14 protein-coding genes and 1 pseudogene are annotated in these 16,523 nt (G+C 46.0%); all 15 read left to right on the top strand.

Annotated features, from left to right (window positions below):
- Nucleotide 1: 1 nt before the first annotated feature.
- The 15 genes and pseudogenes from QF049_RS09605 to QF049_RS09540 all read left to right on the top strand — a co-directional run bounded on the left by QF049_RS09605 (nucleotide 2) and on the right by QF049_RS09540 (nucleotide 16,460).
- Nucleotides 2-1,303, top strand: coding sequence for a glycoside hydrolase family 125 protein (locus QF049_RS09605; RefSeq protein WP_307536908.1), 1,302 nt, complete (start codon nucleotides 2-4; stop codon nucleotides 1,301-1,303).
- A 78-nt stretch (nucleotides 1,304-1,381) separates the two neighbouring features.
- On the top strand, nucleotides 1,382-2,761 hold the full coding sequence (locus QF049_RS09600; RefSeq protein ID WP_307536906.1) for an extracellular solute-binding protein: 1,380 nt from the start codon (nucleotides 1,382-1,384) through the stop codon (nucleotides 2,759-2,761).
- A gap of 67 nt (nucleotides 2,762-2,828) precedes the next feature.
- Nucleotides 2,829-3,695, top strand: a complete 867-nt coding sequence (locus QF049_RS09595) for a carbohydrate ABC transporter permease (RefSeq protein ID WP_036608294.1) — start codon at nucleotides 2,829-2,831, stop codon at nucleotides 3,693-3,695.
- A gap of 22 nt (nucleotides 3,696-3,717) precedes the next feature.
- Complete coding sequence (locus QF049_RS09590) at nucleotides 3,718-4,542, top strand: carbohydrate ABC transporter permease (protein WP_076211825.1); 825 nt, start codon at nucleotides 3,718-3,720, stop codon at nucleotides 4,540-4,542.
- 18 nt (nucleotides 4,543-4,560) lie between these two features.
- Nucleotides 4,561-6,102: pseudogene (locus QF049_RS09585) on the top strand (glycoside hydrolase family 38 N-terminal domain-containing protein); the annotation flags it as partial.
- Between the two features lie 134 nt (nucleotides 6,103-6,236).
- Nucleotides 6,237-6,710, top strand: a complete 474-nt coding sequence (locus QF049_RS31480) for a glycosyl hydrolase-related protein (protein ID WP_483874750.1) — start codon at nucleotides 6,237-6,239, stop codon at nucleotides 6,708-6,710.
- Nucleotides 6,711-6,919: 209 nt separating this feature from the next.
- Complete coding sequence (locus QF049_RS09580) at nucleotides 6,920-7,567, top strand: restriction endonuclease (protein WP_307536902.1); 648 nt, start codon at nucleotides 6,920-6,922, stop codon at nucleotides 7,565-7,567.
- Between the two features lie 99 nt (nucleotides 7,568-7,666).
- Nucleotides 7,667-8,191 (top strand): DUF5412 family protein, encoded by a 525-nt coding sequence (locus tag QF049_RS09575; protein ID WP_307543156.1) that lies wholly within the window; start codon nucleotides 7,667-7,669, stop codon nucleotides 8,189-8,191.
- Nucleotides 8,192-8,643: 452 nt separating this feature from the next.
- Complete coding sequence (locus tag QF049_RS09570) at nucleotides 8,644-9,648, top strand: Gfo/Idh/MocA family protein (protein ID WP_307536901.1); 1,005 nt, start codon at nucleotides 8,644-8,646, stop codon at nucleotides 9,646-9,648.
- 24 nt (nucleotides 9,649-9,672) lie between these two features.
- Nucleotides 9,673-10,596: a helix-turn-helix domain-containing protein gene (locus tag QF049_RS09565; RefSeq protein ID WP_240767998.1), complete on the top strand. Its 924-nt coding sequence runs from the start codon at nucleotides 9,673-9,675 to the stop codon at nucleotides 10,594-10,596.
- Nucleotides 10,597-10,608: 12 nt separating this feature from the next.
- Nucleotides 10,609-11,706, top strand: coding sequence for a Gfo/Idh/MocA family protein (locus QF049_RS09560; RefSeq protein ID WP_307536900.1), 1,098 nt, complete (start codon nucleotides 10,609-10,611; stop codon nucleotides 11,704-11,706).
- A 150-nt stretch (nucleotides 11,707-11,856) separates the two neighbouring features.
- Nucleotides 11,857-12,570 (top strand): glycosyltransferase family 2 protein, encoded by a 714-nt coding sequence (locus tag QF049_RS09555; RefSeq protein WP_307536897.1) that lies wholly within the window; start codon nucleotides 11,857-11,859, stop codon nucleotides 12,568-12,570.
- Nucleotides 12,571-12,937: 367 nt separating this feature from the next.
- Nucleotides 12,938-13,690: a FadR/GntR family transcriptional regulator gene (locus QF049_RS09550; protein ID WP_091016565.1), complete on the top strand. Its 753-nt coding sequence runs from the start codon at nucleotides 12,938-12,940 to the stop codon at nucleotides 13,688-13,690.
- Nucleotides 13,687-14,898 (top strand): M20 metallopeptidase family protein, encoded by a 1,212-nt coding sequence (locus tag QF049_RS09545; RefSeq protein ID WP_307536895.1) that lies wholly within the window; start codon nucleotides 13,687-13,689, stop codon nucleotides 14,896-14,898. Before QF049_RS09550 ends, QF049_RS09545 begins: the two co-directional genes overlap by 4 nt.
- Nucleotides 14,895-16,460, top strand: coding sequence for an ABC transporter substrate-binding protein (locus QF049_RS09540; protein ID WP_124114549.1), 1,566 nt, complete (start codon nucleotides 14,895-14,897; stop codon nucleotides 16,458-16,460). Before QF049_RS09545 ends, QF049_RS09540 begins: the two co-directional genes overlap by 4 nt.
- Nucleotides 16,461-16,523 lie beyond the last annotated feature (63 nt).

The following is a 16,523-nucleotide window of genomic DNA, read 5'->3' as shown; positions in this document are numbered from 1 at the left end:
CATGCTGACACCCAGAGATGATCAAGAAATTTCCCCCTCGATATACGACATGATTGATCAGGTTAACAAACGTATGCCGGACCATCCGGAACTTAATCAAATGTTCAAAAATTGTTTTACCAATACGATGGCGACCACAATTCAGCGCAAAGAAGATGGAACCACTTTTGTGATTACGGGAGATATCCCTGCCATGTGGTTACGAGATTCTGCCGCTCAGGTCAGACCTTATCTGGTTCTCGCTTCAGAGGATGAAGATATCGCCGACATGATCGCTGGGCTGGTTGAACGTCAACTGAATTATATTCTCCTGGACCCTTATGCAAACGCTTTTAATGAGACGGAGAGTGGAAAAGGACATCAGGAAGACCTGACGCAGATGAATGATTGGATCTGGGAACGGAAGTATGAGATCGACTCACTGGCTTATCCGATTCAGCTCAGTTATCTCTTGTGGAAGAACACGGGAAGAACAACTCAATTCAATAATACGTTCCGTAAAGCAGCCCAGATCATCATGCAGTTATGGCAAGTGGAACAGCATCATGAGACGAAATCACCCTACACGTTCCAACGTCTGGATGCTCCTGAAACCGACACGCTCAGTCGTGAAGGACGAGGTACTGAAACAGTCTATACCGGCATGACCTGGTCGGGATTCCGTCCTAGCGACGATCGCTGTGAATATGGTTATCTGATTCCATCCAATATGTTCGCCGTTGTGGCGCTTCGATATCTGCAGGAAATTGCTGAAGCTGTGTTCAAGGATGAAACGCTGGCAGCGACTGCACAGCAGTTGGAGGAACAAATCAACAAAGGAATTCAGGATTATGGCACCGTTGAACATCCGGAATATGGAACCATATATGCATACGAAACGGATGGGAAAGGCAATCACAATCTGATGGATGATGCCAATGTGCCGAGTCTGCTGTCTTTACCTTATCTCGGATATGTGGAGGAGAACGACGAGGTGTATCAGAATACACGCCGTTTCATTTTATCCACGAACAACCCGTATTTTTATGAGGGAACAGCAGCAGCGGGAATCGGTAGTCCGCATACACCAGAAGGGTACATCTGGCATATCGCTTTATCGATGCAGGGGCTGACTACAGCGGATCGCAATGAAAAACTACGATTGCTTCAGCTTATCCAACAGACGGATGCGGGCACCGGACTGACCCATGAAGGTTTTTCGGCCAACAATCCACATGAATATACACGTCCATGGTTTTCATGGTCCAACATGCTCTTTAGTGAACTGATGATGGATTATTGCGGATTCCGCGTACAGAAATAGATAGGGAAGCAAGAGATAACCTGCGAGTACATCATAACGTTCGGAGTTCGTTGAATTCCGACAAGAGGAGAGCGAATCATGAGAAAAATATCATTGAAAATGCCGGTAGCAGCAGTTATGACATCCTTGCTCATTCTTACTACAGCCTGTTCGGGCGGAAGCTCAAGCACAGGCACAACCAGTGACGGTAAGAAGGAAGTAACTGTATCGTTCCGTTCTTCAGGATCTGAAGATACACTTACGAAGTTTTTCCAATCAGGTTTGGTGGATCAATTCGAGAAAGAAAACCCGGATATCAAAATCAACATTGCGCCTGTACTGGCAAGTGAGGGTGATTATACGTCCAAAATGGTTTTGCAAATGAAATCTCCGGATACGGCACCTGATGTCATTGCCGAAGATACATCCATCATCAAATCCGATGCTGCTGCGGGATATCTGGAGCCACTGGATACACAGGTTCAGGGATGGTCCGATTGGGAAGAACACATCATCGACAACCTGAAAGCAGGGGTTACTGGCGAAGACGGCAAGGTGTACGGTGTTCCGGCTACCTCGGATACACGCGGAATCTGGTACAACAAGGAACTGTTTCAACAGGCGGGCCTGGAAGTTCCATTCAAACCTGCAAGCTGGGCAGAGGTACTCGAAGCGACACGTACCATCAAGCAAAAGCTTCCGGGTGTGACACCACTTAATATGATCGTGGGCAAAGCAAACGGTGAAGGTGTCACCATGCAAACACTGGAAATGCTGCTCTATGGTACGGCGGATACGCTGTATAACGACACGAGCAAGAAATGGGTCGTTAACAGCCCGGGCCTGCTGGATTCTTTCAAATTCATAGATCAAGTGTTTAACACGGATAAAACAGGCCCGACCATGCAGGTCGCTTTGAATGGACAAGCTGGCAGTATTGCATTCCAGCAACAGTTCCCGCAAGACAAACTGGCGATGGCTGTAGATGGCAGCTGGGCAGGTTCAACATGGGCCCAGAACGGTGCTGCTCCAATTGCCAACGTCGAAGAGAAAATAGGCTTTGCACCATTCCCAACACAAAATGGGGAAGCACCTGGAGCAACGACGATGTCTGGAGGATGGGCTTGGTCTGTTCCTGCACAAGCGAAAAACAAGGAAGAGGCGTGGAAATTTATCGAGTTTCTGATGAATAAGGAAAATGCGACTGCTCGTGTCGTAGCGGAAGGTAGCCTCAGCCCACGTAATGATTCCACTGAAGTTGAAGGGTATACGGATCGTCCATATACCAAAGAAGCACAGGAACTCTTGAATGTGGCCCACTTCCGTCCAGCGAACGATCAATATGCAGCGGTATCCGCACAATTGCAAAGCATTGTTGAGAGTATTGCCTCTGGCAAGCTGACGCCGGAAGAGGGAATTACACAATTGAAAGACAACGTATCCCGTTCCCTTGGCGCGGACAGCATCGAAGAGAAATAAGGATATCGATATATTCGGAGGGGGAGGCATAATCTCCCCTTTTTCCGGTTCGAATGGAGAGTGACTTATGAAAAGGAAAGCACCAGGCTCATTTCTGTTTCTCATGCCTTCCGTACTGTTATTACTTGTTTTTTTCATTGTTCCCATCATTCTGACGATCTGTTTTGCCTTTACGAATATGGCTCTGACCGGTGCGGCAGCCAAGAGTTTGGAGTTTGTCGGATTCCAGAATTTCATTAATATGTTCCATGATCCGGACTTCCGGATTAGTGTCTGGCGTACGCTGGTCTTTCTCATCTTCTCCGCAGTGATTGGTCAGGTGTTGCTTGGGTTCATTCTGGCCCTTCTAATGAAGGAGAAAAACGTGACGTTCCGCCGGGTCATCGGCATCATCGTCATTGCCGGTTGGGTGACACCCGAGATTGTTGTGGCATTCTGTATGGTGGCCTTTTTCAGTGACAATGGTTCATTGAATCAGATCCTCGGCTGGTTTGGAGCGAATCCGGTCTCCTGGTTGTTCAGTTTCCCTATGGTGAGTGTCATTATCGCGAATATCTGGCACGGCACAGCCTTTTCGATGATGGTCTATCAGTCGGCACTGGATGATATCCCGAAGGAAGTTGAAGAAGCTGCGATTATTGACAGTGCCACCGGGTTCCAGATTGTCAGACACATTACGATTCCAATGGTAAAAGGGTCCATCGTGACCAACATGATGTTGGTCACCTTACAGACACTGGGTGTGTTCACGCTGATCTATACGATGACCGGTGGTGGACCGGGTACTTCGACACAAACCTTGCCGATCTTCATGTACAACCAGGCTTTTGTGAACTATCAGTTTGGATACGGTACAGCCATATCTCTGGTTCTGTTGTTCATCGGTATTATCGCCAGCTTGTTCTATATGCGATCCATGAAAGTGAAAGTGTAACCATGAAGGAGGTTCGATCCCTATGGTCAAACATGGGCTTCAACGCAAAATCCAGTACGGGATTCTAGTTTTTCTAGGACTCTGTTTTTTATTGCCGCTGCTCTGGATCATTCTGGCTTCATTTGACCCGAACGCGCAACAGGGTATCAAAATGCCCAGTACCTGGACCATTCAAAATTTCAAGGATGTACTCGGGGATTCGAGCAATCTTCGTTCATTCGGTGTGGGCCTGATTCTGTCGGGAGGGCAAGCGATATTGGTTGTTCTGGTATCTGTTCTTGCTGCGTATCCATTATCCCGTTATGAAATGAGATTCAAAAAAAGCTTCTTGTTATCTATTCTGTTCATGACAGCACTTCCGATTACTGCCGTGATGGTTCCGGTATTCCAAATGTTTCTGTTCTTCAAAATGCAAAATAGCATTATTGCCACGATGTTGTTCCTGACCGCATCTTCACTTCCTTACGGCATCTGGATGATGAAAAACTTCATGGATTCGGTGCCCATTGATCTGGAAGAATCGGCATGGATTGACGGAGCGTCCGTCTGGAATGGCTTGAGACGAATCGTAGCACCATTGATGCTGCCGGGAATTGCAACAATAGCGATATTTACCTTTTCGGGAAGTTGGGGCAACTTCTTCGTGCCCTACATCCTGCTCCAGACACCGGAGAAACTTCCGGCATCGGTCACGATTTATCAATTCTTCGGCAGCCACGGCATGGTTGAATACGGCAGACTAGCTGCATTTTCACTACTTTATACGATGCCTTCGGTTGTGCTATATATCTTCTCCCAGCGTTACATGTCCAAAGGCTTCAGCATGGGCGGGGCAACCAAAGGTTAATGACAGGAGGTACACAACATGACAATCAAAAAGACGGCACATCTCATATCGCATACCCATTGGGACCGGGAATGGTATATGCCTTATGAACACCATCATGTACTGCTCATTGAGCTGATGGATAAACTGCTGGACACGCTTGATCAGGACCCGGAATATCGTTATTTCCATCTGGATGGGCAGACGATTATTCGTGAAGATTATTTGCAGGTTCGGCCCGAACAACAGGAGAGGCTCGACCGTTATATCCGCGAAGGACGCATACATTTTGGTCCATGGTATGTTTTACAGGATGAGTTTCTGACCAGCAGTGAGGCCAACTTGCGTAATCTGCTCATCGGTCATCGTGATGCTCACCCTTTGGGTGTGATATCCAAGACGGGGTACTTCCCAGACTCGTTCGGAAATATGGGACAGGCACCGCAGATTCTGCAACAGGCGGATATTCATAACGCGATCTTTGGGCGTGGGGTAAAGCCTACGGGATTCAATAATGCGGTGGTTGATGCAGACAGTTACGAATCTCCCTATTCCGAGATGATCTGGCGTTCGCCGGATGGTTCGGAAGTGCTCGGCATTTTGTTCGCGAATTGGTACTGCAATGGGATGGAAGTTCCGGTTGATCCGGAGAAAGCCCGAGTATATTGGGATAAAAATCTGGAAGATGCCGAGAAATTTGCATCGACTTCACATCTGTTGTTCATGAATGGTTGTGATCATCAGCCGATCCAGACGGATCTGCCAGAGGCTTTACGTACGGCGGCTGCGTTGTATCCTGATGTAGAATTTATCCACTCCAATTTTGACGATTACATTGAAGCGGTTACGAAGGATATCCCTGAGCATCTGGCGACCATTGAAGGTGAGCTTCGCAGTCAGCACACGGATGGTTGGGGAACACTGGTGAATACGGCATCTGCCAGGGTTTATCTGAAACAGTTGAATCAGCAGGGGCAGACGTTGCTTGAAAAAGTAGCCGAACCACTGGCCGCCATGGCCCATATAGCCGGGGTAAAAGATTATCCGCACCATCTGTTGGCGCATGCATGGAAGATGCTGATGCAGAACCACCCACATGATAGCATCTGCGGATGCAGTGTGGATGAGGTTCACCGTGAGATGGTGACCCGCTTTGCCAAGAGCAGACAGCTTGCAGAGAAACTGGTTTCCCAGAGCGCGCAGGCGATTGCTGAATCCATTCATGTGCAACCTGCTGAGGCTTGGGGTGAGGAAGCGGTGCTGTTCACTGTGTTTAACACGAGTGGGTGGAATCGAAATGGGATCATTGAGATGGATCTGATTGTGAACAAAGCATTTTTCCCAGAGGGTCCTAACCCTCACGCACTTGCGCAGAAAGTGGAAAAAGATGCACTGCCCGTATATCAGCTGATCGATTCGGATGGACACGTGTATTCGGCAGAAATCAAGGATCTGGGTGCGCATTTTGGCTATGAACTTCCGAAGGATCGCTTCCGCCAGCCTTATATGGCTCGTAAAGTAAGAGTGACTTTCCAGGCGGCGGATGTACCTTCGCTGGGTTATAAGACTTATGCTCTCATTCCAGTAGAGAAACAAGCAGAGATTGCTGAAGTACCCGATACGGGCTGAATGAATACGAGATTTTACAGCATGAAGAGGGTAGTACGATTGCGGTTACGCTGCTGCGCGCCTCTTCGGAACTGGGAGATTGGGGTGTGTTTGAAACACCGGAAGCCCAATGTCTGGGACCTCAGAGTGTGGAATATGCGATTATTCCATTTGCAGGTGATGCGGCACAGTCAGGTGCATGTGCATCCGCATACGTGTATCCGATTCCGTGGACGACTGTACAGCTAGGGGCACTCGCGTATACATTTGAGCAAGAAGGTCATGCCGGAGCTAATGGGCAGAAGGTTGAATTACCTCTATGGAAGCAATGGTTAGCGTGGAATTCGCAAGGTTCGACACTGGCCTTCTCCACATTGAAGATCGCAGAGGAAACCGGAGATTTGATTGCTCGCTGGTATAATCTAAACTCCGAACCCGTTGAATTGAACGTGCAAACTGGATTCGAATGTGCCTCCGTTTATGAGAGCGATGTGCTGGAACGGGTTAAGGATGCCTTGAAGGAACATAGGCAGATGGTATCCGGGTACAAAATTGTTACACAAGGGTATGCGTTACGTTGAGTTGATAATTGAACATCATAACTATAGAAACCTCCTGTTCACGGTAGTGTGGACAGGAGGTTTTTGTTAGTCAAATATTGTCTTACTGAAGGATGCTATAGGGGCTTTATTACTCGGCATAAGTTCTTTTTATCCAATAAAATAATTAATTTCCAAGATAGAAAAATGTGGTATTATTGTGCTAGTTTGTTGTAATGCAGGTAGATCTCATGATCTATATTTTATTTGTATTATTCGTAGTAGTTATTGTTGTACTTAGCCTTTGGATTCTGAGTTTAACAAGTAAACACAAGAGATCAGGGGGATTCACTGAGGAAAATTACGACTTAAAATCCATTACTATCGCTGATATAGACAAGATGGAGGATGGCTCTGGTTTCGAGATGTACTTGTACAGATTGTTAATTGAGTTGGGCTATTCAGGGGTTTATAAAACTTTAGGAAGTCGCGATTTTGGTGTTGACGTAGTTTTCACTGATCGGGAAGGTGTTAGAAATGTCATTCAAGCAAAGCCATACTCAATAGAGTATCCAGTCGGCATCAGCGCTGTACAAGAGGTGTTTTCTTGCTTGAGATATTACAAGGCTAAGAAAGCAATCGTAATTACTTCATCCCACTTCACAGAGTCGTGTGAGACATTAGCTGGTATTAACTTTGTAAAGTTGATTGATCGAACTGACTTAATTCATGTGATTGAGGCTTTTAGAGACGGTGATATGATTGAGGCGCGTGACCTCATTGAAGCGGAACCGAGGATGATACTTGAATCCTGGTCGGAAGCGAATAGCAATACGCTACATGAGGTTCGAAAAGATTACAAGGCAGAAAAGTTTGTGAAAAAAGTGATGAGTAAGTGAACATACATATTATTCAGTAGATATCGTGATGAATGATTAACAAACGAGTGTCAGTGTGATCTATAAGTGAGAGGAGGGGGTTCAATTTTAGTGAAAAAAATGAGCTGGATTGCTTTGTTTTTAGTCCTAATTTTGTACTTTGTTTCGATGTACTCACTATATTCTCATATGAATAATAAATGGCTAATTAGTCCTCCCAACTATGTAATTCTAATTCTCTCTATTTTAGGACTAGCTCTAGCTATACTTGGTTTTAAAGATACATCGAACAAGTCTACGAAGGTAAGAAGTTGGATCTCAACAGTTCTATCCTTAGTATTGATCTTCATCCTTTTGGGTGCTATGTCATTTACATCGATATTTTCTGGATACAAACAATTACTTACGACCACGCATTCACCAGATAAGCACTATACAATAAGTTTCTATAAAACTGACGCTGGAGCCATGGGATCGTTTGGCGTTATGGGGGAATTAAAAGGCCCACTTTGGTTTAAAAGAGTATTTTATTATGAGGGAAAGACGGATCAGGTAGACTTGGAATGGGTTGATAACCATACAATTTCAATTAATGATCAAAAAGTTAATTTATTAAATGATGAAACTGTACGCTGTAGCCCTTAAACTCTATAAGATTTTCTTTAAAAGTTAACTGATAGCTAAAGCGAAGTTCCTTTGCGGAGTTTCGCTTTTTTTGCGTTTCGAGAAAAAGATGGAGAGAAGTGCTCATCATCAGGAATCCTTTGAGGTTTTATATGAATGAATAGAAGAAGTTGAACATGTCGTGATTTTATACATTTATTGTCGTGAGTTTCTATTAAAAATAGATTAAGTCTGTGATAACTTATAGATAAATGTCAGAATATTATATAAGATGAATGTAACATTTACACGCAAACGAAGAGTGCAGAACCAATCTGTAGAAGCGAAGCGTTCACCTTTATCCCCGGATTTTCTCCATTAAGAAAGGATTCAAAAAATACGGGGATAACAGTGATCGTAAGATGGTACTGCTATCGGAGTGGCTGAGTGTAAATTTTACAGATTCACCTTATATCCTATGGAGGTAAGATACATTGACCATTCGAATTGGGAAAATTAGCTTGTGGCATGTTCACGCATGGGATTACATCAAACAGGCACAGGAACATGAAGATACAGTCATCGCAGCGGTGTGGGATGAAGATGCCAAGCGGGGACAGGAAGCGGCTGAACGTTTAAACGTACCCTTCTATGCTTCACTCGAAGATATGCTGGCCAAGGATGACATCGATGCCGTTATTGTAGATGCGCCAACCCGCATCCATGAAGAAGTGATCACCGCTGCTGCAAAAGCAGGGAAACACATCTTCACGGAGAAAGTTATTGCAGCGACACAAGCGGAATCCAACAAAATCCTTCATGAGGTAAAGGCAAACAAAGTCAAGATGACAGTCTCCTTGCCACGTCTGAATGCAGGGTATACACTCACGATTCAGGATGTACTTAACCAGGGATTGCTTGGCAAAGTGACTTATGTTAGAGCGCGTTTATCGCATGATGGAGCGATTTCGAACTGGTTACCTGAACACTTCTATGATCTGAAGGATTGTCAGGGCGGTGCACTGATTGATCTGGGCTGCCATCCAATGTATCTGGCCAAACTGTTTCTGGGTCAGGAAGTAACAGCGGTTAATGCAAACTTCGGGTACATTACAGGCAAAGAAGTTGAAGATAATGCCGTTGCAACCTTGTTTACGGATTCCGGAGCAGTTGGCGTTGTTGAAGCTGGTTTTGTGAATAGCCATTCTCCATTTACGATTGAGGTTCATGGTACGGAAGGTACACTTCTGTACGGAACACCTGATGATAAGCTGTTGATTCGTACAAAAGCAGCACAGGGACAGTATGAAGAGTGGACTGAACTTCCTTTGGCAGACAAAAGGGAAAGCGCATTCAATCAGTGGGTCGCACATATACAAAATGATACGGATGCAACTGAAAACGTACAAATCGCTATGGAGCTGACCCGTTTGATGGAAGCAGCGAATCTCTCTGCCAAAGAAGGGCGCAGAATCACTCTGAATGAATTGAAGGGTTAGGTTTTATTAAGGAGGTGTGCAATCTTGAGCCTGTATCCTTATGAGAAAATGCTTGAACGGCAGGATCTCCTGGAGAGACTGGATATTCTAATGGTTTGGGGACATTATGAGATTCGTGTGATGCGATTTCATCTGACTTCTTTTCCAGCGGGCCGAGTTGTGGATTTCCATAATCATGCGGAGTTTGAGTTTCATTTTATCCCGAGAGGTAAAGGTAAAGTTATTCTGGATGATCAGACACATGCACTCTCGGAAGGTATGCTGTATTTGACTGGACCGGGTGTCGTTCATTATCAGGAGGCTGATGCTAAAGAGGACATGGATGAACTATGTCTTCATGTGGATATCGTTCACAAGCCAAGGGAACATGTCGATCCCTGGGAAGCAGCTGAATCGGAGGAAACGATTGAAAAGCTGAGAACGCTTCCGCTTACTCCAGTGAATGATTATCATCGGGCGATGCATTGTTTTTTGGAAGCCTACGAGGCATGTGATCAGAAATTGTTAGGTTATTATACGTCGATCAAGCAACTGGTTATCAGCATATTACTCAAAACCGTGCGAGCATACGACACCGGGGGGAATCGACCGGAAGCCCCTGTCCGGGATATGTCGGTATATCGCTATGAGTATGCAGTGCAGTATATGGAAGCGAATCACCCTACAGTGGTCACGCTGGAGCATGTAGCTGAGAAACTTCATATTAGCAGCAGACAATTGCAGCGAATCTTCTACCAAGTACAGCCGGAGATGCCGTTCAGCCGCGTACTGGAGGATATTCGTCTGCGCGCCGTGTGCCGCAATCTGGAGGAAAGTAACGTATCCATTGAACAGATTGCTCTTGCTTCAGGCTTCAATAACGCCAACTATTTGCATGCTGTATTTCGTAAACGTCTGGGGATGACCCCGTCGGCTTTTCGCAAAATGAAACAACCAATACTTAAGTGAGGGTGAATATATATGAGTAAAGTATATCGTATCGGAATTATTGGCTGTGGTGGAATCGCGAATGGTAAACATCTGCCAAGTCTGAGTAAACTGGATAATGTTGAACTGGTGGCTTTCTGCGATATTGTTCAGGAACGTGCAGATGAAGCCAAGCAGAAATATGGCTCTACCGATGCTGAAGTCTACACGGATTATCAGGAATTGCTTAAGGATGAGTCTTTGGACATTGTGCATGTACTTACGCCGAATATTTCTCATGCCGAGATTTCCATTGCCGCCCTGGAAGCGGGGAAACATGTCATGTGTGAAAAGCCAATGGCGAAGACATCTGCTGAAGCACAGCTCATGCTGGAAGCGGCAGAACGTACCGGCAAAAAACTGACCATCGGATACAACAACCGTTTCAGAGAAGACAGTCAGTATTTGAAGAAGGTGTGCGAAGCTGGTGAACTGGGTAATATTTATTTTGCCAAAGCACATGCGATTAGACGTAGAGCGGTACCGACCTGGGGTGTTTTCCTGGATGAGGAGAAACAAGGTGGCGGTCCATTGATTGACATTGGTACGCACGCACTCGATCTGACGCTCTGGATGATGGATAACTATCAACCAAAAGTTGTGCTGGGTACGACCTATCATGAGCTTTCGCAACGTGAAAATGCGGCCAATGCCTGGGGCCCATGGGACCCGAAACAATTCTCCGTAGAGGACTCGGCCTTTGGCATGATTGTGATGGAGAATGGGGCAACGATCATGCTGGAATCCAGTTGGGCACTGAACTCACTGGATGTGGATGAGGCGAAATGTAGCTTGAGCGGCAGCGAAGCGGGTGCGGATATGAAGAACGGACTGCGCATCAATGGCGAGAAATTTAGCCGTCTATACACAAATGAGATTGAACTGAGTGCAGGCGGGGTAGCTTTCTACGATGGTAAGAGCGAGAGCGCACCGGATGTTGAGATGAGAAAGTGGATTGAAGCAATTGAGAACGATCAGGAGCCGGTGGTCACGCCGAAACAAGCGCTGGTTGTATCTCAAATCCTGGAAGCACTCTATGAATCTGCCCGCACAGGCAAGGCTGTGTACTTGAATAACGGTAGCGAAGCATAGAACAGACATAAAACAATAGATTACAGAACCCTTTGTCCTGTTATTTGGGGCAGAGGGTTTTTGGTGTTTTGGATAGTAGCTATTGGTCCATACCAGACTCTATTTCGGCACATATGATGAGAAAAAAATGAGCTGAAAAGAGGGTATGTCTTGACTAAACACAAAACGGTTCATGGTGTTTCCATTGTTGTATGTACCAATCGGCCGCAATTTTTTGACAACATCCTGCAAAACTACAGTCGGCAGCTTTATAAAAGCAAAGAGCTGATCATTGTCCTGAATCACGACCGTATGAATCTGGCATTATACCAAAACCGGGTTCGAAATCTTGCCAATGTTCATGTATATCAAGTTCCGGAGAGCATTTCCCTAGGACAAAGCCTGAACGCTGGCATGACAAGGGCACGCTTTTCGCTGATTGCCAAATTTGATGATGATGACTACTATTCGCCGTATTATTTAACAGAGCAGGTGAGAGAACTTAGACGGACCAAAAGTGATATTGTGGGTAAACATTCGTGCCTGGTCTATTTGGGCGCATCCAAGACATTGTTGGTCAGATCTCCTGCTGAAAAAAATAAACCGGTTGAATTTGTTCAAGGGGGCACTATTTTATTCAAAAGAGAGATCTTGAAAAAAGTCCGCTTCACGGACCGTTCAATAGGGGAAGATGTGACCTTCCTGAGACAATGCAGGAAAAGAGGATTCAAAGCGTACGCGACCTCACCTTTCAATTATGTGTATCACCGGAGAAAAAACAAAAAAAGCCATACGTGGAGAGCAGATGATAACTTCTACTTGGAGGGAAGCACCAAACTTGCGGTTACGGACGATTTCAGACCCTTTGCTAATAAGAAATTATAGAGGGCAGAAAAGACTAGATAGATTTAACTAAACATTTACACAAAACGGAGAGGACAGAAATAACCTGAAGAAGCGGAGCGTTCGCCTTTATCCCCGGATTTTCCCCCTTTCAAGAAGGGATTCAAAGAAATCTGGGGATAACAGCGATCGGAAGGTTGTTCTGTCATCGTAGTGAACGGTGTAAATCAACTAAGGGGAAGATGCATCTGCTGCGTGTAGATGCGTCTTTTTTGTGCCAAAATGCTTCAATTTGGAGGTGGTGAGAAAAAAATATGAATTTACTTGAAAAAAAAGTATTGCATATAAGTTTAGTCGGAATTATATTAATGGTATAAGGTCTAGACCATATACAGATCGGAGTGTTTAGATGTCCAGTACGTTTTCATTTCGTTTTGAGAAAGTATCCACCAAAAAGGTTAGTGAATTCATTAGGGAACAACTGGAAGAAGCCATTATTTTGAAAGAATTGATGAGTGAAGAACAGCTTCCAGCCGAGCGAGATCTGGCAGAAATTTTTAACGTAAGCCGCATTACCGTTCGTGAGGCACTCTCTTCACTGGAAGAGAAAGGCTTGATTGAGAAAAGGGTGGGTGCCAAAGGCGGAACATTTGTATTGCCTCTGACAGCCAATTCGCATAAACGGACCAGAGAAGAAATTAAACGGGATTGGTCACAGATGCTGAAGGTGTTTGAATATCGAACCATCATCGAGCCGGAGGGAGCTTTTCTCGCTGCTGAGCGGATCACCGCAGGCGAACTGGAGCTGCTTGAGGGTTACATGGAACAAAGTATAGAGCCAGACTGCACAAGGGAATGGTTCAGGGCGCTGGATGTGAAATTTCATCTGGCCATCGCCAAAGCGTCTGGGAATCCATACTGCGAGAGAGCCGTCAGACAGATCCGGACGAAAATTAATCCGGCGCTCGACTTGATGCCTTATGATGACCGGATACGTACCGTCAATCACGGTGTACATATGGAGATTCTTGAAGCTTTGAAAGCCCATGATAGCATCAAGTCTAAGGAGACGATGAAAAGGCATATCGAATTCTCGGCGGATGCAATCTATGCCCGTTTGGTTTCTGAATCGGACAAAAATGAAGGGAATGACAGCGAATGAATCGTTCAGAACTAATACAGCTGGCTCAGCCACTACAAGCCCAGTTAAGTGCTTGGCGCAGAGATTTACATCAGCATCCGGAAATCGGCTATGAGGAGCATCGCACATCCGCTATCGTAGCTGAGCATCTGGAAAGCCTGGGACTCGAAGTTACACGCAATGTCGGAAAGACCGGGGTTACAGGCCTGCTTCGCGGAGAGACCGATGGACCAACCTTTGCCTTGCGCGCAGACATGGATGCCTTGCCCATCCAGGATCAGAAAGCGGTGGAATACCGTTCGCAAGTAGAAGGCAAAGCCCATCTGTGTGGACATGACGCTCACACCTCAATCCTGATGGGAGCCGCCCAACTGCTTACTGGCCTTGGAAGACCGAAATCAGGCAACATCAAATTCATTTTCCAGCCAGCGGAAGAAGGTCTTGCAGGGGCAAGAGCCATGATCCAGGACGGTGTTCTGGAGAATCCGAAGGTTGATGCCATCGCAGGATTACACATGACACCTGGACAGAACACGGGAACCTTGGGTGTAAGTCAAGGCGTTGCGTTTGCGTCAGCTGATCCCTTGATTATCAAGGTGTTTGGCAAGGGTGGCCACGCAGCTCGTCCGCATGAGGGCATTGACGCGATCGCGGTATCCGCTCAGGTCATCACCGCATTGCAAAATATCGTCAGTCGGATGGTTGATCCACTTGAACCGGCAGTAGTCACGATTGGCAAAATCACCGGAGGTTATATGGGAACAGCCATCGCCCCGGAAGTGGAGATGATCGGTACGGTTCGTACACTCTCACCTGCCATTCGTGAGCGGATGCCAGCTTTGATCGAGCAGGTTGTTAAAGGGGTCTGTGATTCTTTTGGAGCAGGATGCGAAGTTGTCTACGGCGATGGATACCCTGTTGTCGTGAATGATCTCGGCATGGTTGACCTGCTAACAGAGACTTGTGATCAGGTTAATGCGGAGAAGGGATGGAGCTATATCAAACCCTCCACAGGGGGCGAGGACTTTGCGTTTTATTGTGAGCAGATTCCGGGTGTGTTTTTCAGACTAGGATCTGGTAATGATGAGGAACGTACTCGCTATCCACTCCACCATCCCATGTTTGATCTCGATGAGACAGCGATGCCTTATGGTGTGGGCATGTTGTCAGCAGTAGCACTTGAATTTTTGGCAAGGAATACAACTTCTGAGGGGGAGCAATCACAATGAAAAAAAGACAATGGACAGGCTTGTGGATCACGTTACTGGCAGTCGTCATGGTACTCAGCGCCTGCGGAGGAAAAACGACAAGCACGAATGATAGTTCCGCAACAGAAGGAACGGGCAGTGGAAGCGCAAGTACAACACTGACCGTTGCTGCAGCAACAGATATTGAGAGTTTCGATCCGCACAACAACAACAACACCTCCAGTGAGGCGGTTCTGGTCAACGTTTTTGATTATCTGATCAAAAATGACAGTGAACAGAAAAAAGTTGCGGGACTTGCGACATCATGGGATCAGGTTGATGATACAACATGGAGATTTAAGTTGCGGGAAGGCGTAACTTTCCACAACGGCGATCCATTCACTTCAGCAGATGTAAAATACACGCTGGAGCGCGTAGCCAAGGACGAGACACTGAAACAAAATAGTTATTTCAAAAATATCGTAGAAGTTAAAGCGGTGGATGACTATACCGTAGATATTATCACGGATGGTCCAGATCCGTTGCTCCTGAATCGTTTGTCCAAAATGGGGGCAGGCATTCTGCCAGCAAAATATATTGCGGATAAAGGATTCGATGCTTTCCTGAAACAACCGGTAGGCACAGGCCCTTACAAGTTCAGTAAATGGACCAAAGATGATCGTGTGGAACTTGTGAAAAACGAGAACTACTTCGACGGTGAACCAAAATGGAATGAAGTGGTATTCCGCGTTATTCCTGAAGCCTCCACACGCGTATCCGAATTGCTTGCTGGTGGTGTAGATGTGGCGTCTTCCATTCCGTCCACCGACATTGCCCGGATCGAAGGTGAAGCAGATAAAAAGATTGTCAAAGCACCAATCCAACGTGTGCTTCAGTTGATCTTCCGTCAGACAGAAGGCAGCATCACGGCTGATCCGAAAGTACGTGAAGCGATTGACCTGGCTATCGACAAACAAGGAATCGTGGACAGCATTGCCGGCGGAGCAGGTATCGTAACCCGCACGTCTGTAACTCCAGGCAACTTCGGTGCTGATCCTTCATTGTACAAAACGTCACTCTATGACCAGGAAAAAGCCAAACAGCTCCTGCAAGAAGCTGGCTATGCAGAAGGTGAAGCCGAGATGACCATCTCCGTTTCTGCACAGTACAAAGAACAAGCTGAAGTTGTTGCAGCCATGCTGGAACAAGCCGGATTCAAAATCAACCTGGATGTCCTGGAAGCAAGTGCATTCAGTGAACGTTACAGCTCCAAATCATTCAAAGAAATCTTCATGATTGGTATCGGTAACTCCTTGTTCGATGCTTCGAATAACTACAATCGTTATATGTTGGAAGAAGCAAAAGGCGAGTCGGATTACAACAATCCTGAAGTAGAAAAACTGCTTCAATCGGCATTGGTGAACATGGACCCTGCGTCTCGTGAGAAAGAGTATCAGCAAGTACAACAGATCTTCTCTGAAGAACGCCCAGCCGTATATCTGTACCAAATGGAAGGTGTCTACGGAACAAATGCTAAAGTGAACTTCGCGCCGCGCAGTGACGAGATGTTCTATGCTGACGAGATTACACCTGTTGCACAGTAACATCGGGTATAACACCGGTCATTGAAAAGATAGGCCGTGAACGGCAGGGACTGGATAACCATG

It is taken from the genome of Paenibacillus sp. W4I10, from assembly GCF_030816325.1.
Classification (GTDB): domain Bacteria; phylum Bacillota; class Bacilli; order Paenibacillales; family Paenibacillaceae; genus Paenibacillus; species Paenibacillus amylolyticus_B.
Note: the sequence above shows the minus strand (reverse complement) of the source record. Positions and strands in the feature narration are given on the sequence as shown.

Bases quoted from the DNA above. Each gene is read 5' to 3' on its own strand.
- QF049_RS09600 (WP_307536906.1), top strand. From the start codon at position 1,382: ATGAGAAAAATATCATTGAAAATGCCGGTAGCAGCAGTTATGACATCC.
- QF049_RS09540 (WP_124114549.1), top strand. From the start codon at position 14,895: ATGAAAAAAAGACAATGGACAGGCTTGTGGATCACGTTACTGGCAGTC.
- QF049_RS09590 (WP_076211825.1), top strand. From the start codon at position 3,718: ATGGTCAAACATGGGCTTCAACGCAAAATCCAGTACGGGATTCTAGTT.
- QF049_RS09550 (WP_091016565.1), top strand. From the start codon at position 12,938: ATGTCCAGTACGTTTTCATTTCGTTTTGAGAAAGTATCCACCAAAAAG.
- QF049_RS09580 (WP_307536902.1), top strand. From the start codon at position 6,920: ATGATCTATATTTTATTTGTATTATTCGTAGTAGTTATTGTTGTACTT.
- QF049_RS09560 (WP_307536900.1), top strand. From the start codon at position 10,609: ATGAGTAAAGTATATCGTATCGGAATTATTGGCTGTGGTGGAATCGCG.
- QF049_RS09595 (WP_036608294.1), top strand. From the start codon at position 2,829: ATGAAAAGGAAAGCACCAGGCTCATTTCTGTTTCTCATGCCTTCCGTA.
- QF049_RS09545 (WP_307536895.1), top strand. From the start codon at position 13,687: ATGAATCGTTCAGAACTAATACAGCTGGCTCAGCCACTACAAGCCCAG.
- QF049_RS09575 (WP_307543156.1), top strand. From the start codon at position 7,667: ATGAGCTGGATTGCTTTGTTTTTAGTCCTAATTTTGTACTTTGTTTCG.
- QF049_RS09605 (WP_307536908.1), top strand. From the start codon at position 2: ATGCTGACACCCAGAGATGATCAAGAAATTTCCCCCTCGATATACGAC.